Source organism: Exilibacterium tricleocarpae, assembly GCF_007004655.1.
Lineage (GTDB): Bacteria > Pseudomonadota > Gammaproteobacteria > Pseudomonadales > Cellvibrionaceae > Exilibacterium > Exilibacterium tricleocarpae.
Genome location: NZ_ML660088.1, coordinates 414,587 through 437,804, shown reverse-complemented (window position 1 = coordinate 437,804; position 23,218 = coordinate 414,587). Strand labels below are relative to the sequence as shown.

The 23,218-nt window shown below is 59.0% G+C and carries 21 protein-coding genes; 8 read left to right on the top strand and 13 right to left on the bottom strand.

Annotated features, from left to right (window positions below; translation table 11 throughout):
* Positions 1-278 precede the first annotated feature (278 nt).
* Positions 279-1,166 (top strand): GT-D fold domain-containing glycosyltransferase, encoded by an 888-nt coding sequence (locus FKG94_RS04425; protein WP_179957485.1) that lies wholly within the window; start codon positions 279-281, stop codon positions 1,164-1,166.
* A 143-nt stretch (positions 1,167-1,309) separates the two neighbouring features.
* Here the strand turns inward: FKG94_RS04425 and FKG94_RS04420 are convergent, their stop codons facing one another.
* The 5 genes from FKG94_RS04420 to FKG94_RS04400 form a co-directional block, all read right to left on the bottom strand.
* Entirely contained in the window at positions 1,310-1,804 is a 495-nt protein-coding gene (locus FKG94_RS04420) for a DUF6231 family protein (protein WP_142902975.1), read from the bottom strand.
* 32 nt (positions 1,805-1,836) lie between these two features.
* Positions 1,837-2,238, bottom strand: coding sequence for a nucleotidyltransferase-like protein (locus tag FKG94_RS04415; RefSeq protein WP_142902974.1), 402 nt, complete (start codon positions 2,236-2,238; stop codon positions 1,837-1,839).
* Between the two features lie 71 nt (positions 2,239-2,309).
* Entirely contained in the window at positions 2,310-2,564 is a 255-nt protein-coding gene (locus FKG94_RS04410) for a hypothetical protein (RefSeq protein WP_142902973.1), read from the bottom strand.
* Positions 2,565-2,566: 2 nt separating this feature from the next.
* Positions 2,567-3,853, bottom strand: coding sequence for a ribonucleotide-diphosphate reductase subunit beta (locus tag FKG94_RS04405; protein ID WP_142902972.1), 1,287 nt, complete (start codon positions 3,851-3,853; stop codon positions 2,567-2,569).
* 141 nt (positions 3,854-3,994) lie between these two features.
* A complete protein-coding gene (locus FKG94_RS04400; RefSeq protein WP_142902971.1) occupies positions 3,995-6,853 on the bottom strand; it encodes a ribonucleoside-diphosphate reductase subunit alpha in 2,859 nt (952 codons plus the stop codon).
* An 897-nt stretch (positions 6,854-7,750) separates the two neighbouring features.
* Between FKG94_RS04400 and FKG94_RS04395 the strand changes: the two genes are divergently transcribed.
* Positions 7,751-7,993, top strand: a complete 243-nt coding sequence (locus FKG94_RS04395; protein WP_142902970.1) for a CDGSH iron-sulfur domain-containing protein — start codon at positions 7,751-7,753, stop codon at positions 7,991-7,993.
* Between the two features lie 285 nt (positions 7,994-8,278).
* Here the strand turns inward: FKG94_RS04395 and FKG94_RS04390 are convergent, their stop codons facing one another.
* The 3 genes from FKG94_RS04390 to FKG94_RS04380 form a co-directional block, all read right to left on the bottom strand.
* On the bottom strand, positions 8,279-9,331 hold the full coding sequence (locus tag FKG94_RS04390; protein ID WP_142902969.1) for an ABC transporter ATP-binding protein: 1,053 nt from the start codon (positions 9,329-9,331) through the stop codon (positions 8,279-8,281).
* 15 nt (positions 9,332-9,346) lie between these two features.
* Entirely contained in the window at positions 9,347-10,258 is a 912-nt protein-coding gene (gene argF, locus FKG94_RS04385) for an ornithine carbamoyltransferase (protein WP_142902968.1), read from the bottom strand.
* A gap of 81 nt (positions 10,259-10,339) precedes the next feature.
* Entirely contained in the window at positions 10,340-11,524 is a 1,185-nt protein-coding gene (locus FKG94_RS04380; RefSeq protein WP_142902967.1) for an aspartate aminotransferase family protein, read from the bottom strand.
* Between the two features lie 263 nt (positions 11,525-11,787).
* Between FKG94_RS04380 and FKG94_RS04375 the strand changes: the two genes are divergently transcribed.
* Positions 11,788-13,329, top strand: coding sequence for a hydantoinase B/oxoprolinase family protein (locus tag FKG94_RS04375; protein WP_142902966.1), 1,542 nt, complete (start codon positions 11,788-11,790; stop codon positions 13,327-13,329).
* Positions 13,330-13,457: 128 nt separating this feature from the next.
* Positions 13,458-13,787 carry a Grx4 family monothiol glutaredoxin gene (grxD, locus tag FKG94_RS04370; RefSeq protein WP_142902965.1) on the top strand — a complete coding sequence of 110 codons (330 nt, stop codon included), beginning with the start codon at positions 13,458-13,460 and terminating at the stop codon, positions 13,785-13,787.
* A 3-nt stretch (positions 13,788-13,790) separates the two neighbouring features.
* Here grxD and FKG94_RS28670 read toward each other — a convergent pair whose 3' ends face one another.
* Positions 13,791-13,967, bottom strand: a complete 177-nt coding sequence (locus FKG94_RS28670) for a hypothetical protein (protein ID WP_179957484.1) — start codon at positions 13,965-13,967, stop codon at positions 13,791-13,793.
* A gap of 467 nt (positions 13,968-14,434) precedes the next feature.
* Here FKG94_RS28670 and FKG94_RS29150 point away from each other — a divergent pair, with 467 nt between their 5' ends.
* Together FKG94_RS29150 and FKG94_RS04360 are read left to right on the top strand one after the other, a co-directional pair.
* Positions 14,435-17,173 (top strand): protein kinase domain-containing protein, encoded by a 2,739-nt coding sequence (locus FKG94_RS29150; RefSeq protein WP_142902964.1) that lies wholly within the window; start codon positions 14,435-14,437, stop codon positions 17,171-17,173.
* Positions 17,174-17,252: 79 nt separating this feature from the next.
* The gene (locus tag FKG94_RS04360; RefSeq protein ID WP_142902963.1) at positions 17,253-18,017 is read left to right on the top strand and encodes a hypothetical protein; all 765 of its coding nucleotides are present in this window, start codon (positions 17,253-17,255) and stop codon (positions 18,015-18,017) included.
* A gap of 7 nt (positions 18,018-18,024) precedes the next feature.
* Here the strand turns inward: FKG94_RS04360 and bfr are convergent, their stop codons facing one another.
* The gene (gene bfr / locus FKG94_RS04355; RefSeq protein WP_142902962.1) at positions 18,025-18,495 is read right to left on the bottom strand and encodes a bacterioferritin; all 471 of its coding nucleotides are present in this window, start codon (positions 18,493-18,495) and stop codon (positions 18,025-18,027) included.
* A 277-nt stretch (positions 18,496-18,772) separates the two neighbouring features.
* Positions 18,773-18,982, bottom strand: a complete 210-nt coding sequence (locus FKG94_RS04350; protein ID WP_142902961.1) for a bacterioferritin-associated ferredoxin — start codon at positions 18,980-18,982, stop codon at positions 18,773-18,775.
* A 508-nt stretch (positions 18,983-19,490) separates the two neighbouring features.
* Between FKG94_RS04350 and FKG94_RS04345 the strand changes: the two genes are divergently transcribed.
* Complete coding sequence (locus tag FKG94_RS04345; protein WP_142902960.1) at positions 19,491-20,093, top strand: peroxiredoxin; 603 nt, start codon at positions 19,491-19,493, stop codon at positions 20,091-20,093.
* Positions 20,094-20,319: 226 nt separating this feature from the next.
* On the opposite strand, the gene rnt is transcribed toward FKG94_RS04345, so the two are convergent.
* The gene (gene rnt / locus FKG94_RS04340; RefSeq protein WP_142903057.1) at positions 20,320-20,931 is read right to left on the bottom strand and encodes a ribonuclease T; all 612 of its coding nucleotides are present in this window, start codon (positions 20,929-20,931) and stop codon (positions 20,320-20,322) included.
* A gap of 58 nt (positions 20,932-20,989) precedes the next feature.
* Positions 20,990-22,036, bottom strand: coding sequence for a dihydroorotase (gene pyrC / locus FKG94_RS04335; RefSeq protein ID WP_142902959.1), 1,047 nt, complete (start codon positions 22,034-22,036; stop codon positions 20,990-20,992).
* A 260-nt stretch (positions 22,037-22,296) separates the two neighbouring features.
* Here pyrC and FKG94_RS04330 point away from each other — a divergent pair, with 260 nt between their 5' ends.
* Positions 22,297-23,139 carry a flagellar protein MotY gene (locus FKG94_RS04330; RefSeq protein WP_142902958.1) on the top strand — a complete coding sequence of 281 codons (843 nt, stop codon included), beginning with the start codon at positions 22,297-22,299 and terminating at the stop codon, positions 23,137-23,139.
* Positions 23,140-23,218: the final 79 nt, after the last annotated feature.

Here is a 23,218-nt window from a genome sequence, read left to right as displayed (position 1 = left end):
ACATTTAACGCTACTATGGTAAAGTTCCGGCCTTTGGGAACTGATTCCAGGCATGTGGCAACCAACCAGCCACGATGCTGGCAGAATAACGACAACCTGCGTAATAAAAAGCTCATAATCCGCATATGTCAAACATACAACCAGTCTTTTACTATTACAGAGGCTTTCCAAGAAACCGTATTTGGAAGCCGCCCGCTATCCTGCAAGAAAGCGTAAAAAACCAATATAACTAAACGTCTATGGGGCTTAGTAAACCCCGCCAGGGAGCAAAACTACCAGTGCATACAGATAGATATTGGGAAAAAGTCTTGGGGAGTGATCTGGAAATCCCAAGGGGTATAGTCCGTAAGATTTCCAGTCTTTTTGTCGGCCTTGTGCCGATCAAATCATGGCGCACGCATGTCAGAAATAAGATCGACGACCTGGTTATCAGGCTCCATCGGAAAAAAATCGAACACTTTGTTCATCACTATCCCAAAGTCAGAACTGAAACAGAGACCATTCAGAAAATATTGGCAGAAAGAAAAAGTATAGCCCGCTTTGGCGACGGCGAATTCAATCTCTGTATTGGAATCACCAAGGCGATGCAGAAATACGATCTCGAGCTGGTCGCAAGGTTGAAGCAGATTCTTAATACCAGCGACAACAATATTCTAATCGGTATCAATACCATCAATAGTGAAAATGATCTGACAAAAACCTGGAAAAAATTTATCATCAGGCGAGGTAATAGAGTCCTCAGGCTGTTTAATTGTAATAGAACTTACGACTCATCTACCATCACTACTATTTTTCCCAGTCAAAAAGAGGCATTCGATAGCTATATCGAATTGCTGAAGCAGGTATGGCATAACCGCAAAGTCGTTTTTGTGGTGGGCAAAAACAGCCATTTTTTCTTTGAGGAGGATTTGTTTCACAATATTGCCCAACATGAATTTATCTACGCCCCCGGTAAGAATGCCTTTGAAAAGTACGACCATATCCTTAGTGCTATTAAGCAATACGATACCAGTTGGCTGATTATGTTATCGCTGGGTCCGACGGCCACTTTGCTCGCCTATGACCTGTCAAAGTCAGGCTATCAGGCAATCGACCTGGGAAAAACACCTTCAAACTACAAGCTGGCAAAAAACGGTGTGTTTTATCTGCCCCCGCCGGCGGGATAGCCGACCCATATTACCGGAAACGGTATTGCCGGCGGTGATGAGTTGACGGGCGAAAAATTCACCGCAGATGCATACGATTCGAGAATATGGCGCTGATACTAGGAGATGGCAGGTCAGTTATATAGTCATGTCCAACTGACACCTCACCACCAATATTTGCCGAAGTTCTCCGGGTTGGCCCAAAAGCGCGGGTTATTCCAGGTGCGGGTGTGGTTATAGGTGTTGATATCATAACCATAGCTGCAGTAACAGCGAGTTTTTTCGCCGGCCTGCGATTCATCACTGAACGCTTGCAGGCGCTGAAAGCCCAGTGCAATAAAGTCCGTTAACTGCCAGCCGGCGGTCTCGTCGACTACTACCCAGATGCGGTGGCTGTGTAAATTGCGCAGCCGTGCCAACAATGCCGTACCCCGTGCCTTATCCAGATGTTCCAGACAGTCGGCGACCACCGCCAGATCGTAGCGTTTCGGGTCGATACCGTCGTCGGCGGGGTCGAGATGGACGAACTCGCAGTCATGCGCCTGACAGTAGGCTGCCAGTGCCGGGATATCGCTTCGCGAGCAGCTTAATACCTGTTGGGGTTGCTGTTCGTTGAGTAATTGGTAGAGAGCCTGACTGGGGCTTGCCGTATTTACCATAGGGACACTCCCGCAAAGATGGTGGCGCGGCGCTAGCCCATGTCCTTTTCCAGGTACTGTGACAGGCGCTGGCAGAAATGGTAGGCGTCTGTTTCGTCGTAGAGGTCATGATTGGGAAACAACGGGGTAGTGCCGTCGGTCTGGTGGTAGTGGCACTCACGGCCGTAGTCCCGCGCCATATCGTCGCTGATACGATCTAAAACAGCGTTGACGATATCCTGCCAGTTATCGCCGTTAAAGTCACTGGCGGGGCAATTAAAGACCAGGCACTCAATCATCCAACTGGTGGGCATGGCCAACTGAGGATGCTGCTGGTGCAGTTCATTCCGCAGATGCGTGATGATACGGGCAACTTGGCGATACTTTGATTTCTGGCTGTGGTCTGTTAACGGCTGCTGAATCTCTTGCAGGGCGTCGCTGATTTGCGCGCTCACAGATACCCCCTTTCCTGAAAACCTCTGTGACGGTGAAGTTCAAGACGATCGCCCGGCACCGGCGTGGCGAGTCAGTGTAATTTGCGGTCGCAGTGCTGGTCGGCCTCCGCTGCGGCGACTGCGGCCTGGTTTGAATCATGTTCCACAGACCGTTTTAGCCGGTTGACCACAATCGCCATGGCTTCGATGGTCTGGCTGAGTTGGTTCAGCGCTTTGATGATGCTTTCCGGGCTGGCGTGTTGTTTGTTCACATTTTCCTCCAAAGCGAGTGTGCCGTAGTGGCCCTGGCGTCGCGCCCCGGTCGGTTGGGGCGCGACCTCTGTCATGCCTACTCCCAGCTCAGGGCGCCGCCGGTTTGGTATTCAATCACCCGCGTTTCAAAAAAGTTCTTCTCTTTGCGCAGATCCATGATTTCACTCATCCACGGGAAGGGGTTTTGCGCACCGGCAAATTGCTCCGGCAGACCCAGTTGCGCCAGGCGGCGGTTGGCGATGAAGTGCAGGTATTCCTCCATGGTGGCCGCATTCATACCCAGGACGCCGCGGGGCATGGAGTCACGGGCGTATTGGATTTCCAGCTCTGTGCCCTCCAGGATCATCTGCGCCACTTCCTGCTGGAACTCGGCGGTCCACAGTTGTGGATTTTCAAGTTTGATCTGGTTGATCACATCGATGCCGAAATTCAAGTGCATGGATTCGTCGCGCAAAATATATTGGAACTGCTCGGCCACTCCGGTCATTTTATTGCGCCGGCCCATCGACAAGATCTGGGTAAAGCCGCAGTAAAAGAAAATACCTTCGGTGACGACGTAAAAAGCGACCAGATTGCGCAACAGTTCCCGGTCACTCTCCACCGTGCCGGTGGTAAACGTGGGGTTGCCGAGCGAGTGGGTATGTTTGAGGCTCCACGCCGCTTTGTTGGCGACCGACGGCAGTTCCCGATACATGTTGAAAACCTCGCCCTCGTCCATGCCCAGAGATTCAATGCAGTACTGGTAAGCATGGGTGTGAATCGCCTCCTCGAACGCCTGCCGCAGGATATACTGGCGACACTCGGGGTTGGTGACCAGGCGATAGATGGCGAGCACCAGGTTGTTGGCGACCAGGCTGTCGGCGGTGGAGAAATAGCCCAGTGAGCGCATCACGATGCGGCGTTCATCCTCGGACAGACCCTCACTGCTTTTCCACAGGGCGATATCCGCGGTCATGTTGACCTCCTGGGGCATCCAGTGGTTGGCGCAGCCGTCGAGGTATTTCTGCCAGGCCCAGTCGTATTTGAAGGGCACCAGTTGGTTGAGATCGGCGCGACAGTTGATCATGGCTTTGTCGTCAACCATCACCCGGGCGGCGCCCATTTCCAGCTCCTCCAGTCCGGGGGCCGGGTCGAGCGCCTTGACGGCGGCTTTGGCGGCGGCCAGGGTACTGTCGTCGGCGGGAGCCGCCGGCGCGTCGTCAGCAGCGGGCGCCGGCGCGCTGTCGGCGCTGGCGGGGGCGGCCGGTTGGGCCGCTACCGGCTCCGGTTCGCGTATTTTAAGTTCGGGTTTTTCAGCGACCGGGGCCAGTTGCGGTTCGGGGGCGGCGGGTGCTTCGTCTTTGTACTCATCCCAGCTCAGCATAGTGTTGTTGATCCTCAAAACTTGTACAGTGAAATTCAGTGTGGCTAGCGGTTTGACTATCGTTATGACTAGGGTGTTCGCGCTAAAAGGTCTGGGCGGGGGCCGAAGCCCCCGCCAGACTGACGCTCTCCCCTTAATCCGTTATTGACACGCCTCGCAATCGGGATCGTCCAGCGCGCAGGCCTGCGGCACTTCCGTGGCGCTGGCTGCGACGGCATTCAGGGTGCCGGTTTCGACCGTGGACTTCTCCGTGGTGGTGGCCGCCAGGGCCCGCAGGTAGTAGGTGGTTTTCAAACCCCGGTACCAGGCCATGCGATAGGTGACATCCAGCTTTTTGCCGCTGGCGCCGGCGATATACAGGTTCAGGCTCTGGGCCTGGTCGATCCACTTTTGCCGGCGGCTGGCCGCATCGACGATCCAGCGGGGCTCCACCTCGAAGGCGTTGGCATACAGGTGTTTCAGGTCTGCCGGAATGCGATCGATTTTCTGCACCGAGCCCTCGTAGTATTTCAGGTCGTTGACCATCACCGTATCCCACAGGCCGCGATCCTTGAGGTCGTGCACCAGGTAGGGGTTGACCACGGTAAATTCACCGGACAGGTTCGACTTCACATAGAGGTTCTGATAGGTCGGCTCGATGGATTGAGACACACCGGTAATATTGGCGATGGTGGCGGTCGGCGCGATGGCGAGCACATTGGAGTTGCGCATACCGTTGTTTTTTACCTGCACGCGCAGGCCGTCCCAATCGAGCGTTTGACTGCGGTCGACTTCGATAAACTGCTCGCCGCGGTTCCTGCTGAGAATCTCAATGGAATCGATCGGCAGCGTGCCTTTACTCCACAGCGACCCCTCGTAACTGATATAGCTGCCGCGCTCGGTCGCCAGGTTGCTGGAGGCCTCGATGGCGTAGTAGCTGATCGCCTCCATGGAGCGATCGGCAAACTCCACCGCGGCATCGGAGCCGTAGCCGATGCGCAGTTTGTAGAGTGAATCCTGAAACCCCATAATGCCGAGCCCGATGGGGCGGTGGCGGAGGTTGGAGGCGCGCGCCGCCGGCACTGAGTAGTAGTTGATGTCGATCACGTTATCGAGCATACGCACGGCGGTTTTTACCGTGCGGCGCAGCTTGTCCGTATCCAGGGCGCCGTCGACTACGTGTTGGGCCAGGTTCACCGAACCCAGGTTGCACACCGCAATTTCCTTATCCGATTTGGTGTTCAGGGTAATTTCGGTGCACAGGTTGGACGAGTGGATCACCCCGGCGTGTTGCTGCGGGCTGCGCAGGTTGCAACTGTCTTTGAAGGTAATCCACGGATGTCCGGTTTCGAACAGCATGCCGAGCATCTTGCGCCACAGTTCCTGGGCGCGGATACGCTTGAACAGTTTCATCTCACCGGTGCTGGTCTGGTGTTCATATTCTTCGTAACGTTGCTCGAAAGCTTGGCCGTAGAGGTCGTGCAAATCCGGAACGTCGTTGGGGGAAAACAACGTCCAGTCCTTGTCTTCGAAGACCCGCTTCATAAACAGGTCGGGCACCCAGTTGGCGGTGTTCATATCATGGGTGCGGCGGCGGTCGTCGCCGGTGTTTTTGCGCAGTTCCAGAAACTCCTCGATATCCAGGTGCCAGGTCTCCAGGTAGGCGCAGACGGCACCTTTGCGCTTGCCACCCTGGTTGACCGCCACCGCCGTATCGTTGGCGACTTTGAGAAACGGCACCACGCCCTGGGACTTGCCGTTGGTGCCCTTAATGTAGGCGCCGAGCGAGCGCACCGGGGTCCAGTCGTTGCCGAGGCCGCCGGCCCATTTCGACAGCATGGCGTTGTCCTGAATGGCGCCGTAGATACCGCGCAGGTCGTCGGGTACCGTGGTGAGGTAACAAGAGGAGAGCTGTGGTCGCAGGGTGCCGGCGTTGAACAGGGTCGGGGTGGAACTCATGTAGTCGAAAGACGACAGCAGTTGATAAAACTCGACCGCGCGCGCCTCTTTTTCGGGTTCCTCGACCGCCAGTCCCATCGCCACGCGCATAAAAAAGATTTGCGGCAGCTCAAAGCGCACCTCATCGCTGTGAATAAAATAGCGATCATAGAGAGTCTGTAGCCCCAGATAGGTGAACTGCAGATCGCGTTCGGCGTCCAGTGCGGCGGCCAGCTTCGCCATATCGAACTGCAGGAGTTCCGGCGATAGCAGCTCCAATTCGACCCCTTTGCGGATATAGGCGGGCAGGGCCTGGGCGTAGTACTCGCTCATATCGGCCTGGGTGGCGGATTCGGCGACGCCCAGGAACGACAGGGCCTCAGCGCGCAGTTTATCCAACAGCAGGCGCGCGGTGGCGAATGAGTAATTGGGCTCTTGCTCCACCAGGGTGCGGGCGGTAATGACCAGCGATGTATTGACATCGTCGAGCGAAACGCCGTCGTACAGATTGCGCATGGCTTCGTCGAGAATGGTTTTGGCCTCAACGTCCTTGAGCCCGGCGCAGGCCTCCTCAACCACGGTGCGCACGCGTCCCATATCCAGGTCCCGGCGGCTGCCGTCGGCGAGCGTCACCTGCAGCCTGGGGTAATCGGGGTCGGGTTGGGCCTGTTGCTTTTCGGCACGCAGGCGCGCGTGCTCCTCCCGGTAGAGCACGTAGTCGCGGGCAACTTTTTGGTCACCCGAGCGCATCAGCACCAGCTCGACCTGGTCCTGGATATCTTCGATATGAATAGTGCCCCCGGACGGCATCCGGCGTTGGAAGGTTGCCGAAATCTGCTTGGTGAGGGCGTTGACGGTTTCGTGTATTCGGCTCGAGGCGGCTGCTGTACCGCCTTCGACGGCCAGGAAAGCTTTGGTCATGGCGACAGCGATCTTGCTGTCATCGTAAGGCACTACGGTGCCATTGCGTTTGATAACACGCAATTGACCGGGCGCCGTCGCTGAGACAGTCGTGCTGCTGCTGAGCGCTGCCGGTTCCGGGCTGGCGGACCGTGATTGACTTACAGTGGTTTCGGTGTGCATGAACGTCTCCGCGTACGTGTGTGTTATGCCAGTAATAAATGGTTACCATCGCACCGGTAGTGGGGGTGGCGATGTGTGTTGCCCTTACATGAAGTGTTGCGTGAGGCTTGGTGGCGCAGGTCACAGAAAAAGAGGTTTTTTGTGTCACTGGGTGAGACGCCGCTGCCGGTGGCTCTGCTGAACAGATGCGCAGTGCCGGTTGCCGGCGATATTTGCGATGTCCAATCGATCTTCATTATTGTTGTGTCGAATGCCTCTTGACGACGTTTTGGGTCTCTGTTTTTTGAGTCTCTATGCTTTGGGTCTCGGCTCGTTGAGCCGCTGGTTTTAGAAGCCCGTTGAGACTTTGGTTAGAAGCCCGTTGAGACTCTGGTTAAAAGCCCGTTGAGACTCTGGTTAGAAGCCCGTTGAGACTCCAGTTTTAAAAACCCTGATTTTGCGATTTAGCCTCTACCTGCCGGGTCTTCTATCGCTCGCGATAGCGCTCGGCATATAGTATTTATCAGTCTGACAGTTGAATTAGCAGGTGCCTTGCTAAACTACAACACCCCTATATGTTGGGGTGTTTTGGAGTTGACATACAAGATAATGCGGTTTTCCGGTTATTGCAAGGTAAATAGTGTGATGAGTTCTTGTGGATAAAATGTGGGTAAGTCAGCATGTCAGTGACCACTAATCCGCTACTCTGCACAGCTACTAGGGTATACCCTTTAGTTGCTTAAAAAGCACACATTATAATATTTTCATCTAGAGTCGTGGCCCAACTATAGCCAGATGCCAAACCTTGCGGGGATAATGCGTGGGTAACCTTAGTGTGAACCCTGGGGTGGTGTTTTTTTCCGCACTTGTGCCTGCGGTGGCTCGCCAACCTGATCAGTTGAAACTTTTTGGAGAAGCATGATGGAAAAACCGATGGTGGCGCAGTCCGTGCCGATTGCAGTGGAGGTGGAGGCGGGCAAGACGTATTGGTGGTGTGCTTGTGGTCGCAGCAGCAAGCAGCCGTTTTGTGACGGCTCCCATAAGGATACCGGTTTTGCGCCACAGCGCTATGAAGCGGCTGACAGCCGGCGGGTATTTTTCTGTGCCTGCAAGCAGTCGGATCGCGCGCCTGTGTGTGACGGTTCCCACAAAAAGCTTTGAGCGAGTGGTGCAAATGGCGCGCTCCTAATTTGGTTCGATGTGGGGTCGGAACAGAATGACACCTCTTTAAGTAAAAATGTGCTAATTGATCGGTCTGCCACCGGGTGGGGCCTGCAGAAACACGCCGTAAACCCGTCCCTGGGGGCTCGCCTAAAGCGCCTACTGTTGGTCACGACAGCATCCCTGCTGTCGAGAGTTTCTGAAAGCCCCAGTCAATGCCAGACCGATCGGTTAGCACATATTTGCTTTCAGGAAGCGGACCCCACCCCAAACCATGACCTTCGCTCAGGGTTGTGCGCAAGTAAACGCAATCAGGTGTTCGGCCTCGACGCGAATACCCACGTTGTCGCCAACTTTATAATCGTGATGACTGGGAAACGCCGATTCAATCACGCCGCCGGTGGGAAGTTGCAGCGTGTAAAGCGTCGAGGTGCCGGCAAATACCTTGCTGACGATGCGAGCGCGCTTGTCGCTGCCGTCGTCGTGGATAATATCGTCCGGACGCAACAGCACTTCCACCGGCGTATTGGCCAGCCATTCGTAGTGATGCTTGCCGGTAATCCGGCCCAACTCCGTGGCCACCGCAGTAGCGCTCAGGGCCCGGCCCGGCAACAGCACGCCCTGGCCGATAAAGTTGGCGACAAAGCGCGAGACCGGCTGGTGGTAGAGATTAAACGGCGTATCCCACTGCTCCACGCGACCGCGGTCGACGACACCGATCTGGTCGGCGAAGGCAAACGCCTCCTCCTGGTCGTGGGTGACCATCACGGCACTGATCTGCCGCGCTTTCAGGATATCTCTGACCTCCAGCGCCAGCGCCCGGCGCAAATCCACATCCAGACTTGAAAAGGGCTCGTCCAGCAGCAGTAGCGTCGGCTGCGGCGCCAGCGCGCGGGCCAGGGCCACGCGCTGTTGTTGTCCGCCGGACAGTTCGTGGGGATAGCGCCGCGCAAAGCCGGTGAGTTGCACCAACTCCAGCAGTTCCGCGCAGGCGCTCTGCCGCGCCCGCGGGTCGAGCCCGTTGAGACCGAAGGTGATATTGTCACTGACGCTGAGGTGAGGGAAGAGCGCATAGTCCTGGAACACCATACCGATACGGCGCTTTTCCGGCGCCAGGGTGAAGCCGGGGGCCGACAGGTTCTTGCCCTGCAGCGCGATGCGTCCCGTCGCAACCGGCTGGAAACCGGCAATAGCCCGCAACACCGTGGTCTTGCCGCAGCCGCTCTGTCCCAACAGGCAGGCGATGGCGCCGGTGTCGAGATCAAAGCTGAGGTTTTCCACCACCGGTTGCAGGTCGTACCGGCAGGTAATCGCATCGACTTCGAGTAGGCTGGGCATGGCGGGTGTCTGTCGTCAGTCGCTGAGCAGCAAAAATTCCATCAGTGCCTTCTGCGCGTGCAGGCGGTTTTCCGCTTCATCCCAAACGACCGACACGCGCTCGTCCTCGAGCAGCTCGGCACTGACCTCCTCGCCGCGGTGGGCGGGCAGGCAGTGCATAAACAGCGCGTCGCTGCGAGCGTAACTCATCAACTCATGATTGACCTGATAACCGGCGAACTGCGCTTCCCGGTGCGCCTGTTCGTCCTCTTGCCCCATCGACGCCCAGACATCGGTGGCGACCCAATCGGCATTTTTTACAGCGCTTTTCGGGTCCCGCACCAGCGCGACCCGGTCGCTGTTGACCGCCACCAGATCGGCGTCCGGCTCAAAACCTTCAGGGCAGGCAATGCGCAATTCGAAATCGCACTGGCGGGCGGCATTGATATACGAGTGACACATGTTGTTGCCGTCGCCGATCCAGGTCACTACCTTACCCTGGGGGTCACCGCGGTGTTCGACAAAGGTCTGGATGTCGGCCAGTAACTGGCAGGGGTGGTAGCTGTCGGTCAGCGCATTGATCACCGGTACGCGGGAATGTTCGGCAAAGCGTTCGAGTTTCTCGTGGGCAAAAGTGCGAATCATAATGATATCGAGCATCCGCGACATCACCCGGGCGGCGTCCTCGATGGGTTCGCCGCGCCCGAGTTGGGTATCGCGCGGCGACAGAAACAGCGCCTTGCCACCCAACTGCGCCATGCCCGCCTCAAAGGACACGCGCGTGCGGGTAGATGATTTTTCGAAAATCATGCCGAGCACTTTGTTGTGAAACGGCTCGCCGGCGGCGCCCTGGCGGTGCAGCGCCTTCATCTCGACAGCGCGCTCGATAACACCGTGCAGCTCTTCGGGCGATAGATCCAGTAACGTTAAAAAGTGCCTGACAGACATGCTGCGGACCCCATTAAAAAATCAACAAAAATAAAACACATGTAAAAATAAAACCGGTGAAAGTGAAGAGAAACGCAACGGCTAAAAAGCCTTCACCAGTGCCGATACCTTCTCGACAATCTCGCCCGCCTCGGCGTCGCTCAGTATAAACGGCGGCAACAGCCGCACGGTGTTGCCGGCGGTCACATTGATAATCAGGCCGTGTTGCCTGGCCCGCTCCACCAACTCGCCGCAGGGGCGTTTCAGTTCGATCCCCAACATCAGACCGCGGCCGCGAATATCGGCTACGGTCGCGCAGCCGCCAAGTGCCTCACGCAATCCGGCGAGCATCTGTCCGCCCAGTTGGTTTGCCCGGTCGATCAGGTTGCCTCCTGCTTGCGACGGCTGTAACAGCGTATCGATCACGGTTTCAGCGACCCGGCAGGCGAGTGGGTTGCCGCCGAAGGTGGAACCGTGGTTGCCGGGCTGAAAAATCCCCCCCGCCGCGCCGGCCGCCAGGCAGACGCCGATGGGCACGCCGTTGCCGAGGCCTTTGGCCGTGGTCACGACATCCGGGGTGATGCCGCTGTGCTGAAAGGCAAAAAACTTTCCCGTGCGACCATTGCCGGTTTGAATTTCATCCAGCATCAGCAGCCATCGATGCCGGTCGCAGAGCTGGCGCAGGCGCTGCAAGTAATCGCCGGCGGGCACCCGCACCCCGCCCTCTCCCTGTATCGGTTCAACCAATACGGCGACTATGCTGTTGTTGTCGGCGGCCACTGTTTCGATGGCGGTGATGTCGTTAAAGGGGACCCGCACGAAGCCGGTCACCAGCGGTTCGAAGCCGTGCTGTACCTTGGGGTTACCGGTGGCGCTCAGCGTTGCTAGGGTGCGGCCGTGGAAGCTGTTCTCCATCACCACGATAGCGGGCGCCGGGATCCCCCGGTCATTGCCGTATTTCCTCGCCAGCTTGATGGCCGCCTCGTTGGCCTCCGCACCGGAGTTGGAGAAAAACGCGTTATCCATGCCCGACACCTGCCGGAGCTTTTGCGCCAGGCGCTGCTGGGGCTCGATATTGAACAGGTTGGAGGTGTGCACCAGCGTGGCTGCCTGCTCGCTGATGGCCCGGGTGACGGCGGGGTGGGAGTGGCCCAGGCCGCACACGGCAATGCCGCTCAGGGCGTCGAGAAAGCAGTTGCCGCGATCATCCCACAGGCGCGCGCCCTCGCCCTTTACCAGGGTCGTCGTTCTGTCACCGTAGGTATTCATTAAGGCCGTCGAACTCATCTCTCGCCTCTAACTCATCGCTTGTTTCTAACTCGTCTCTCGCTCAAACTCCCTTTTGTTTCTGATGCACTTTCTTCCTAACGCACTTTCTTCCTAACGCACTTTCGCTTTCCCTGCTTTTGCTCGCTTTCCCTGCGCTGAAAACAAAACAGGCAGCCGCTGCTGCCTGGGGAACCGTTAATAGTATAAGCAAACAGGACACTTGGCAATTTCCCTTTACCGGCCGCCCTGGGGCAAAATACGCGCAGACGTGGGAGGTAGAGATGAATCCGATAGAACTGAGTGTTTTTTCCAGCCGCATTGAATCGGTCTGTGAAGAGATGGGTGCGGTGCTCAAACGCGCGGCGTTCTCTCCCAATATCAAAGACCGGCTGGATTTTTCCTGCGCTGTGTTCGATGCCGGGGGGAACCTGTGCGCGCAGGCGGCGCATATTCCGGTCCATCTCGGCAGCATGGCGTATGCCATGGCGGATATTGTCGGCCGCATGGCCTGGCGGGAGGGCGATATGGTGGTGGTAAACGACCCTTACCTGGGCGGCACCCATCTGCCCGATGTCACCCTGATTGCACCGGTTTTTGTCGAGGCCCGCCTGCAGGGCTTTGTCGCCAACCGGGCTCACCACGCCAATATCGGCGCTGCGAGTCCCGGCTCCATGCCGATTTCGACGGCATTGGAGGAGGAGGGCGTGGTGATCGCCCCGACTTTTATCCAGCGCGATGGCCGGCCCCGACCGGCGGTGATGGCGCGCCTGTGCGGCGGGCGCGAGGGGGCCGCCGCCGAAGGTGATTTCGCCGCCCAGATCAGTGCCAACAGACTGGGGGTGCAGCGGTTATCGGAGTTGATTGCGGCTATGGGCAAGGCGAATGCTTTTCAGGCGGCGCTGGTGGCGCTCAATGACTATGGTGAGCGGCTGGCGGCGGCGGCGCTGGCGGCAATTCCGGACGGCGATTATACCTTTACCGATTTTATGGATGACGATGGCGTGGGAGGCGAGGATATCGCCATCAGCGTCTGTATCCGGGTGCGCGGGCAGCGGGTCGAGATTGATTTCGACGGTACCGCGGCACAGGTAAAGGGCAATATCAATTGTCCCCTGTCAGTTGCGGCGGCGGCCGTTTACTACGTGTTCCGATGCCTGATGCCGGCCCATACACCGGCCTGCGCGGGCAGCTTCCGGCCGCTGCGACTGCGGGCGCCGCACGCCTGCCTGCTCAATGCCGAGCGCCCGGCAGCGGTGGCCGCCGGTAACGTGGAGACTTCCACGCGCATTGTCGATGTCGTGCTCGGCGCCCTGGCCCAAGCCCTGCCCGAGCGAATACCGGCCGCCAGTCACGGCTCTATGAACAATATCGCCATGGGGGCAGCGGCAACCGCGGACCGGGCGGCTTGGGATTACTACGAAACCATTGGTGGCGGTATGGGGGCCGGGCCGGCCGCCGCCGGCTGGTCGGGCGTGCAAACCCATATGACCAACACCCTCAACACGCCGATCGAAAGCCTCGAGCAGCACTATCCGCTGCGCATCCTGCGTTACGCCCTGCGGCCCGGCAGCGGCGGCAGTGGGCGCCGCGCGGGCGGGCTTGGCATTGTGCGTGAATTTCAATTCCTGGCACCGGCGCAGGTGACCTTGCTGACTGAGCGCCGGCGGCGGCGGCCCTGGGGACTGGCCGGTGGCGGTTACGGGGCGGCCGGCGTCAACCGCCTCGACGATCGGCCGCTGCCGGGCAAGTGCAGTCTGCAGGTGACGGCGGGGCAGGTGCTCACCCTGGCCACCCCCGGTGGGGGCGGTTGGGGCGGCGCCTGAAAGTGCTTTTCACATTCCCGTCCGACTCATGTAAAATGCCGCGAATACCTGAGTGAAAAACTTGGTTTTTCATCCCCCACAGACCCGCAACAGCCGTTTCAATTGGCGCAAGAGGTTGAATTGTCACCATGGAAATTATGGAAACCATCAAACAGCAAATTGAAGAGAACCCCATCATCTTATATATGAAAGGCTCTCCCAATGCCCCGCAATGTGGTTTTTCGATGCGCACCTCCCAGGTGCTGATGGCCTGCGGCCAGCGTTTTGCCTATGTCGATGTGCTGTCCAACCCTGAAATCCGCGCCAACCTGCCCCAGTACGGTAACTGGCCTACCTTCCCTCAGCTTTGGGTCAACGGTGAACTGGTGGGCGGTTGTGATATCGTTACCGAAATGCACGAGCAGGGCGAACTGAAGCAACTGTTGGACACGGCTGTGGAGCAGACTCAGCAGAGCTAGTCTTCAAACCCGCTTATTGAGCTGTCCCGTCGGCAGCCCGGATGTGCTAACTCCGGTGGGGCTGCCGGTACCGGAAACACTGACGGGTGCCGTTATCGCCGGCGTTTCCCGTCGCTGCCGGTGAGAGTGGTACTCGCTTTCCACCGTCTCACTCGCTGGCCGGCGCTGAATGTCCGACACACATGTCGCCCGCACGGCTTTACCTGCAAAAAACTGACAGTCGGACAGATCCCCCACACAGGCTGTCATGTTGATGCCGCAGGTATCGATTAAGATACCTGCCGGGCGGCTCCCGCGTTCGGGAATTGCTCACATAAACCGACAGGTTTGCGCCAGGGTCCGGACAGTTGTCGCGCGGACAATGGCAACACAGCTTTTCGGCGCCGATGCGCCGTTTGTCAAGGTGGGCCGGCCCCGATCCCGGCTGCCGGGGTAACGGGTTGGTACAGACTTATCAAAACCGGCCAGTAAGGCGCTGTGCAAGTTGACTTGACCCGGCTAAAGGGGCATAAAGAAGCCCTAACTAAAAAGTAATTAATACTTAATAATCAAATGCTTGAAGCAGGTGCGCAAAAAAGGGTCTCCGGCCATGCCGGCGCGACGCCATCCCGATATCGGCGCAGGGTGATACGGGCGGGTGGAGCACGTTGAAAACAGATATTCCCGGCTACAAGATCATACGCACACTGGGCCAGGGTGGCATGGCCACCGTGTATCTGGCCATTCAGGTCAGCTTCGAGCGGGAAGTTGCGCTGAAAGTGATGTCGCCCGCCCTGTCGGCCGATCCGGCATTCGGCGAGCGTTTCAGCCGCGAGGCGCGGATCGTCAGCCGCCTGGTGCATCCCAATATAGTGACCGTCTACGATGTTGGGGTGCACGAAGGCCAGCACTTTCTTTCCATGGAATATGTGCCGGGTCAGGATCTCAAGCAAAAACGCCAGCGCCTGTCGCACCGCGACGCTGTGCGCGTGGTTAAGGACGTCGCCCGGGCGCTGGATTTTGCCGGCAAGAAGGGCTATGTGCACCGCGATGTGAAGCCCGAAAACATCATGCTGCACGAGGAGGACGGGCGCGCCGTGCTGATGGATTTCGGTATCGCCCGCCCCACAGATACCGCTTCGGGTATGACCCAGACCGGCACGGCTATCGGCACGCCTCATTATATGAGCCCCGAGCAGGCCAAGGGCAAGCCCGTCGATCTGCGCTCCGACCTCTACAGTCTTGGGGTGGTGCTGTACCTGCTGCTGGTGGGGCGCGTGCCGTTTGACGCCGACTCCGCGGTGGCGGTGGGTATCAAACATGTCGCCGATCCCATTCCGCGGCTGCCCGATGCGTTGGAGCGCTTTCAGCGGGTCATTGATCGGGTGCTCGCCAAGGACCCGGAGCAGCGCTATCAAAACGGCGCCCAGTTTATTGCCGATCTCAACACCATTACCGACACCGAGCTTGCCGCTATGGCGGCGGACCAGCGACCGCCGGAGCCGCCGCTGGGCAATGTCGATACCACCGCTCCCACGGTTGTCAGCGGGACAGCGGCAGCCGTCGCCGAAGCGAAGAAGAAACCCGCCCCGGACACCAAGCGGGCGCTATCGCCCAGGTCGCGGGCACTACCCGAATCCAAATCGCCCAGGGCCGCTGCCGCCCCCGCTTCCGCAGCGTCTTCTACACCGCCTCCGCCAGCGGCTACAGCAGCAGCTGCCTCCGGTGCTGCCGCTGCCGATCACCGCGCGGATTTTCACCACCCCCGCGAACACTCCCCAATCCTGCCGTGGCTCGCTGGCGGGCTGGTAGCCGTGGCGGTGGCGACTTTTGTCTATGTTCAGCAAAATCACCCGCAGGTCTTGGATACGTTGTGGACTGACGCCGACCCGCAGCCGCAGCCGGTAGCTGCGGCGCCGGCGGTGGCGGTCAGCCGGGAGGCGGACTCCGCGCCGGCGGTGGCCGTGCCGGAACCTGCCGACAGAGTTCAAGAGGCAACTGCCGGGGTGGCAGACGGTGAGAGGGGCGGAGAGCAGCCAGGCACCGCCCCGGCGACGCCCGCTGACTCGACGCTGGCAGTTGCCACCGGGTCTGCCGGCAATGCCGGTGCGACTATCCAGGCGGGCACTGCGGCAGTGGGTCCGGTGGCCGATCGGGTGCGGGAATTGCGAAAACAGTTGGAGCAGGATTTGTCTGTTGCGCCCGAACTGGCGCAGGTGTACCGGGACATTCTCGAGGCGGCACCGGACAACCAGCAGGCGCGCTGGGGGCTGAAACAGTTGCAGGATTACCATCAACGCCAGCTGCGCCAGTCACTGGAAGCCGGAGACCTGCCCCGGGTGCGACTCTACCTGGATTCCGCCAGGGCCAGCTTTCCCGCGGCGGTCGAGGCCGATGACAAATACCAGCGCCTGATCGCACAGTTGGAACAGGCCGAGCAGCACCGGCAGTGGCTCGAACAGGGCAACCGGTACCTGGCTGAGGATGCGCTCGGTGCGCCGGCCGGCGCCAATGCCCTCGAGCGCTTCCGGGCCGTGTTGGCGGCGGACCCGGACAACCGCCAGGCGCAGCAGGGCTTACAGGCGGTGGCGGCGCGCTACGGTGTGCTGGCCCAGCGGCAACTGCGGGCCGGCGAGTTCGAGCGGGCCCGCAGTCTGCTCGACCGCGGGCTGGCCGTGATGCCGGACGATAATCAATTGCAGGAGCTGGCACAGGCGGTGGCCGCCCAGCGGCGGGCGCTGCGGCAGCGGCAGCAGCAGGTGGCCGAAGCGCGACAACTGATGGATCAGGGGCGCCTGATCACACCGCGTCAGGCCAGCGCCTTCGATCTCTTCCGGGCCGTGTTGGCGGAACACCCCGGCGATCCCGCCGCGCAGCGGGGGTTGGAGGATATCGAGCGACTGTTGGTGGAGCGTATCGCCACGCAAATAGAGGCGCGGGAACTCGAGAGCGCCCGCCAGCAATTGGTCGAGGCGCAGAGCCGTCTCACCGGCGCCACCGCCCTGCAGACCCTGCAGGTGGAGCTGGAACTGGCGTTCGAGTCCAAGGCGCTGGCGGAGTTGCCAAAAATTCCCGAAGTGATCGTCAGCAATGCCGAGCTGACCAGCATCACCGCGCGCCAGGCAGATACCCTGCAGGTCGACCGCACCATTCATATCGGTTTTCGCTACCAGAACTTTGCCCAGGCCACCTCGGTGGTGCAGGCTATACTCTACGACGGTGCCCGCAGTTTACAGATTGCCCAGGTGCCGGTGATTGTCAGCGGTAACGAGGGCGTCACCTTTTTTCGCATCGACCGGCCGGTGGCAGGGTTTGCCGAGGGCGGCTACAACATCGACCTTCTGTTGGGTGGCGACCGTCTGACCACGGCAGCTTTCAAAGTGGAAAGCGGCGCCCCTATCCCTTGAGCCGGCGCCCCGGCCTGCGCTCGACGATGAGGGAGTGGGTATTGAGGGTTACGGGAGTAAGCACTGTGGGGATCAGACTATGAGTCGCAGAGGGATATTGGCCGCGCTGGCGGCACTGGTTTTGGCCGGCTGCCAGGCCCCGCCGGTTATCAAAGAGGTACAGGATCAGAACCGGGCACTGCAGCAACAATTACAGCAGGCGAATCGGCAGATCGCCGAGCTGCAGGGGCGCGAGGCTCAATTGCGGGAGGATGCCGATGAACTCAATCGGGTGATCGGTGTGCTGGGCACGGAAAAGAGTTCGCGGGTGTTGGAGTCCTCTAATCTGCGCGGCCAGGTGCGGGGTTTTGTGCTGCAGCAGATCGATTTACTCAGAGAGTTTCTGGTGCGCGGCAACCTGCTCGACTATGTCGGCGGCGAGTTGGTCGCCCGCAGCCGTGTCGACGAACAGCCGTTGCTGCTGGTGGACCTGGCCAATACAGTGCCGGGCAGCGGTACCCTCACCGGCCTGGGCGGACATTTCACCAAGCCGACCACGCTGACGGTCAAAGTGCTGCGCGCCGTCGATCAGCAGAAGGTGGTGATCTGGGAGAGCAAACCCCTGACGATTACCGAACCCGGGCTTACCAGAATTAATTTTCCGGTTGCCGTGGGGGTGGAGAAAGGCGATGTGGTGGCCTACTACTTTCCCCAGGCCACCTCGGTCAGTTTCGACACCGGCACCGGCGACACGCGCTTTATGGCAACGGATATCGGGCTGGGTGCTGTAGTGCCGGCGGCGGCACTCGATGGTGCGAAAAGCCGCCGCGCCTACTCGCTCGGGGTTTACGGGTTGCTTAACTGAGGCGCGCTCAGGAATTCATCTTCGACTGCAGGTAATTTTGCAGGCCGATCTTATTGATCAGTTCCAGTTGGGTTTCCAGCCAGTCGACATGTTCCTCTTCGTCTTCCAGGATGTCCTCGAGCAGTTCCCGGCTGACATAGTCTTTCACCGACTCACAGTAGGCGATGCCCTCGCGCAGATCGGGGATGGCTATCATTTCCAGTTTCAGGTCGCACTTGAGCATCTCTTCGGTGTTTTCGCCGATAAACAGCTTGCCCAGGTCCTGCAGATTGGGAATACCTTCCAGAAACAGAATGCGCTCGATCAGGTGGTCGGCGTGTTTCATTTCATCGATGGACTCTCCGTACTCGTACTCCGCCAGCTCCTTCAGCCCCCAGTCTTTGTACATGCGCGAATGTAGAAAATACTGGTTGATGGCCACCAGCTCATTAGCCAGGACTTTATTGAGAATATCGATAACCTTGGCATCGCCCTTCATTTTCTTCTCCTGTACAGGTCTGCGTGGCGTATTCAATGTTGCGCAAGTGTGCGCCGGATTTATCGGCTAGTCAAGTTAACTTATTGATTTTCAAGAAAAAATAAATATAAATAAGAGTGCGAATCAGTGTGGTTTACGATTCGGGTCGCGGGCGGGGAAACCTTGAGCCGGGCGAGCCCCGGGCCGCGGAGATGGGAAGGTCACAGCGAAATAGTCTAGACAGGAAAACCCGCTGTTCGCCGGGTGTGAAAACAAGTGCAGGGCGCAGGAGGAGGTGTCAGTTGACAGCGTAGAATACGGATTCGGTGGCGTCGTAGTGTTGTTGAGCCAGCGTGTCTTCCACGATTTCCTTGGTCAGCATGGCACATTTACCGCACTGGGACATGGCGCCCAGTTGATTGCGGACCTTGCGCAGGGTGGTGGCGCCGCCACAGACCGCGTCCTTGATTTGGTTGTCGGTAATACCTTTGCAGAGACAGACGTACATGGCGTGGGTATAACTTCTCGATGCTTGGATTTAACACAGTTTTTAGCAAGGTTTTGCCGGTAGCTCCACGACGGCGCCCCGGCAGCTCTCTCTGCCAGGGCTCGGGTAAGAAGCCATCCGGATAGCGTTATTCCGGCAGAAAGTTGCTGAATCTTAACTGTAATGAGAATTATTGTCAACGGTGGCTGGGAATGGTTTTTATTTGTATGCAGTCGCCGGCATCCCGCTGTCTAAAGTCTAACGTATTATTTTTATTGGATTTTTTTGATTCGAGTGAAGCCCAGATGCCACGTCGATGGTTAAGATGATGCTATGAACGCCATATAAAAATTTAATGAGACACCTTCGGGCAAATGTGTATCATAGCCGGCTCCTATCATCGTCGGGTTCCTGATATAGGTAACCTTGCGGTCATTATCGTTATTTTCCGCCGATGGAGACGACTCCATCACGGGGCTTATCGTCAATCCTCAATATTGCAGATCACTGATCTTAACGGAGTTTTCAAATGGGCGTATTAGTAGGCAAATCCGCACCCGACTTTACCGCCGCGGCCGTGTTGGGCAACGGTGAAATTGTCGACAACTTTACCCTGTCCCAGGCTATCGAAGGCAAGAAAGCTGTTGTCTTTTTCTACCCGCTGGACTTTACCTTTGTCTGTCCCTCGGAACTGCTGGCCTTCGATCACCGGGTCGAAGAGTTTCAAAAGCGCGGCGTGGAGGTGATCGGTGTGTCCATCGACTCCCAGTTTACCCACAATGCCTGGCGCAATACCCCCGTTAGTGAAGGGGGCATAGGACCGGTCAAGTACACGCTGGTAGCGGATGTTACCCACGCTATCTGTCAGGCCTATGATGTGGAATCTGAGGGTGGTGTAGCGTTTCGCGGCTCCTTTCTGATCGACGAGGCCGGCCTGGTGCGCCACCAGGTGGTCAACGACCTGCCGCTCGGCCGCAACGTCGATGAAATGCTGCGCATGGTGGATGCCCTGGCGTTCCACCAGGAGCACGGCGAAGTCTGTCCGGCCGGCTGGCAGGAGGGCGACAAGGGTATGACGGCCTCCCCTGATGGTGTGGCGGCTTACCTGAGTGAGAACGCCGACAGTCTGTAACCGCTGACGCGGCTTTACCGCTCGAAAAACCCGGCCCCGGCGCCGGGTTTTTTTTGCTCCGCAGAGCTCGGAGTAGGCTTATCAGGCCACAATGTTTAGGACGCGGTGCTTGGGTTTAGGACGCGATGCCTGGGTTCAGGGCGCAGTGCTTGGGCCCTGGTTCCCGGGCCAGTCCCCTTACAGCGGCGTTCGCGGCAGGCGACTGCATACCGGGCCGTCGTATCTACTACTCAGCGGCGACCGGCCAACCCCCCAGCTCCCGCCAGCGGTTGACGATGGTGCAGAAGAGCTCGGCGGTTTTCTCGGCGTCGTAGGCAGCGCTGTGGGCCTCGGCATTGCTGAACTCGATATTGGCCAGTTGGCAGGCCCGCGCCAGCACCGTATGGCCGAACGCCAGTCCCGCCAGGGTGGCGGTATCGAAACAGGAGAAGGGGTGAAAGGGGTTGCGCTTGATTTCGCAGCGATTGGCCGCTGCGTTGAGAAAACCGAGGTCGAAGTGAGCGTTGTGACCGACCACCACGGCCCGGGTGCAGACCGCCTCCTTGATCGATTTGCGCACTGCCTTGAACAGGTCGCCGAGGATGACCGGCTCCGGTTGCGATGCCCGCTCCGGGCTTTCCAGCATAATACCGGTGAAGTCCAGCGCCGACTGTTCGATGTTGGCGCCTTCAAAGGGGTCGACGTGATAGGCAAAAGTCTGGTCGCGGCACAGCACGCCGTCGTCGTCTATTTTCAGGGTCACCGCGGCGATTTCCAGCAGGGCGTCGGTGGCGGCGTTAAAGCCGCCGGTCTCGACATCGATTACGACCGGTAAAAAGCCGCGAAACCGCTGTGCCATCAGGGTTTTTGTCGCGAGGACGTCCGTTTCTAGGGGGTCTGAGGTCACAGCCAGTCTCTTATGCTTGAACGGTGTTCTGCAGGCGCCATTGCAGGGTTTCGCCGGCGGCCAGGGGTACCAGTGTGGCATCCCCCAGGGGCAATTGCGAGGGCACCTGCCAGGGCTCTCTGACCAGGGTTACCGTGTCGTCGTTGCGCGGCAGGCCGTAAAAGTCCGGGCCGAAGTGGCTGGCAAAGCCCTCGAGCTTGTCCAGTGCACCGGCGCTGTCGAAGGCTTCGGCGTAGAGTTCCAGCGCGGCACAGGCGGTGTAGCAGCCGGCGCAGCCACAGGCGGCCTCTTTTTTGTCCTGCGCGTGGGGTGCCGAGTCGGTGCCGAGGAAGAACTTGGGATCGCCGCTGGTGGCGGCGGCAATCAGCGCCCGCTGATGGCTGTCGCGCTTTAAGATGGGCAGGCAGAAATAGTGCGGGCGAATACCCCCGGCAAGCAGGTGATTGCGGTTGTAGAGCAGGTGATGGGCGGTAATGGTGGCTGCGACATTGGGTCCGGCGGCGCTGACAAATTCGGCGGCATCGCTGGTGGTGATATGTTCCAGCACCAGTTTGAGTGCCGGAAAGGCGTCTACCAGCTTGACCAGAATCCGGTCGATAAAGACTTTTTCCCGGTCGAAGATATCGATATCGGCATCGGTTACCTCGCCGTGAATCAGAAACCGCAGTCCCTGCTCCTGCATCGCTTCGAGGACCGGGTAGAGGTTGTCGATATCGGTGACGCCGGCATCCGAATTCGTGGTTGCCCCCGCCGGGTAAAGCTTCGCGGCCACTACGCCGGCGCGCCTGGCGGCGGCGATGTCCCCGGGGGTGGTGTTGTCCGTGAGATAAAGCACCATCAACGGCTCGAAACGGCTGCCGGCGGGGCATTGGGACAGAATGCGATCGCGGTAGGCCAGGGCCTGGGTTGCGGTGGTGACCGGTGGCACCAGGTTGGGCATAACGATCGCCCGCCGAAAGCTGCGCGCTGCATCGGCCACAGTAGTGGCCAGGGCGGCGCCGTCGCGCAGGTGGATATGCCAGTCATCCGGGCGGGTGAGAATCAGTTGTCGGTTCATGATGTTCAACTATTTCAGGTGGTCGTGGGGAGGTCGAAACTCAGTTGCGCATCGCTCGCGTGCCTGTGCTTGGCCTGCCACTGTCTCCGGGACAGCGCATGCTACCGAAATTGGACGTTAAAGCACAGTCCCAAAATGCCGATATACTCCTTAAGTGGACACTGTTTGGCGGCGACCCCGGCCGCCGCTGTGCCGCGCCGTGTTGCAGGGCTATGTTGAAGACTATTAGTAAGTGCATACTTCTATTGTGTGGACCGTCGTTGTTAGCGGCTGATGCCGCTGGTGTCACCTACAAGCCGCGTCCCAACGAGGCCCAGTGGCAGGTGGAGGCCTCGGTCTTCGAATGTCGTCTAAGTCAGCCCATTCCCTACTATGGCGAGGGGGTGTTCCTGCGCCGGGCGGGCGAGCAATCACATTTTTTACTGCGTTCAAAGAGCAGTCGGCTGAAAACCGGCCAGGCGCGGCTGCAGGCGAAAACGCCGGTCTGGAAGCCGGTGGCGGATGCGCGCAAACTCGGTCTGGTGCCGGTGAAGCAGGGTCGGGTCCCGGTGACGTTGAAGCGGGTGCTGGCGGAGCAGATGTTAGCGGAGCTGCATCGGGGTATGGAAGTGGTGTTTACCCGGGCGCCCTGGTATGGCGGCCGGGAATCCGTGGATGTGGGACTCACGCCGGTGAATTTTGCGCTGGCTTACGCCAAGTACCTGGATTGCCTGACCGGGCTGTTGCCGGTTAACTATGATCAGGTGGCCCGTACCGCCATTTACTTTCCCTCCGGCCGCGACGAGCTGCGCCCCACTGAGACCCGCAAGCTGGATCGGGTGGCGCTGTATATTCAGGCCGATCCCGCGGTTGTCGCCTACGTGATTGACGGCCACACCGACAGTGTCGGCAGGCGCTCAGACAACCTGGAGCTGTCCCGGATGCGGGCTGAGGGTGTGGCCCGCTACCTGATTGGCAAAGGGGTGGATCGGGAGAAGATTGCCACCCGCTGGCACGGCGAGCGCTATCCGGTGAGCACTAACCGGGACCGCAAGAGCCGCGCCAAGAACCGCCGTGTGACTATTCGTCTGGATAAGGGTGAACTTGAGCTGCCTTCGACCTAGTAGTGTTGTCCCTCCGGCTGCTCGGTGCCCCAAGAGCATTGTCACTGGTTCCTTGCCATCGCCAGACCCGCGGCGGCTC

What these genes read in the sequence shown, in the direction of transcription:
- FKG94_RS04420 (WP_142902975.1), bottom strand. Translation starts at nt 1,804, where the DNA reads ATGGTAAATACGGCAAGCCCCAGTCAGGCTCTCTACCAATTACTCAAC.
- FKG94_RS04410 (WP_142902973.1), bottom strand. Translation starts at nt 2,564, where the DNA reads ATGACAGAGGTCGCGCCCCAACCGACCGGGGCGCGACGCCAGGGCCAC.
- FKG94_RS04405 (WP_142902972.1), bottom strand. Translation starts at nt 3,853, where the DNA reads ATGCTGAGCTGGGATGAGTACAAAGACGAAGCACCCGCCGCCCCCGAA.
- FKG94_RS04400 (WP_142902971.1), bottom strand. Translation starts at nt 6,853, where the DNA reads ATGCACACCGAAACCACTGTAAGTCAATCACGGTCCGCCAGCCCGGAA.
- FKG94_RS04395 (WP_142902970.1), top strand. Translation starts at nt 7,751, where the DNA reads ATGATGGAAAAACCGATGGTGGCGCAGTCCGTGCCGATTGCAGTGGAG.
- FKG94_RS04390 (WP_142902969.1), bottom strand. Translation starts at nt 9,331, where the DNA reads ATGCCCAGCCTACTCGAAGTCGATGCGATTACCTGCCGGTACGACCTG.
- argF (WP_142902968.1), bottom strand. Translation starts at nt 10,258, where the DNA reads ATGTCTGTCAGGCACTTTTTAACGTTACTGGATCTATCGCCCGAAGAG.
- FKG94_RS04380 (WP_142902967.1), bottom strand. Translation starts at nt 11,524, where the DNA reads ATGAGTTCGACGGCCTTAATGAATACCTACGGTGACAGAACGACGACC.
- FKG94_RS04375 (WP_142902966.1), top strand. Translation starts at nt 11,788, where the DNA reads ATGAATCCGATAGAACTGAGTGTTTTTTCCAGCCGCATTGAATCGGTC.
- grxD (WP_142902965.1), top strand. Translation starts at nt 13,458, where the DNA reads ATGGAAATTATGGAAACCATCAAACAGCAAATTGAAGAGAACCCCATC.
- FKG94_RS04360 (WP_142902963.1), top strand. Translation starts at nt 17,253, where the DNA reads ATGAGTCGCAGAGGGATATTGGCCGCGCTGGCGGCACTGGTTTTGGCC.
- bfr (WP_142902962.1), bottom strand. Translation starts at nt 18,495, where the DNA reads ATGAAGGGCGATGCCAAGGTTATCGATATTCTCAATAAAGTCCTGGCT.
- FKG94_RS04350 (WP_142902961.1), bottom strand. Translation starts at nt 18,982, where the DNA reads ATGTACGTCTGTCTCTGCAAAGGTATTACCGACAACCAAATCAAGGAC.
- FKG94_RS04345 (WP_142902960.1), top strand. Translation starts at nt 19,491, where the DNA reads ATGGGCGTATTAGTAGGCAAATCCGCACCCGACTTTACCGCCGCGGCC.
- rnt (WP_142903057.1), bottom strand. Translation starts at nt 20,931, where the DNA reads ATGGCACAGCGGTTTCGCGGCTTTTTACCGGTCGTAATCGATGTCGAG.
- pyrC (WP_142902959.1), bottom strand. Translation starts at nt 22,036, where the DNA reads ATGAACCGACAACTGATTCTCACCCGCCCGGATGACTGGCATATCCAC.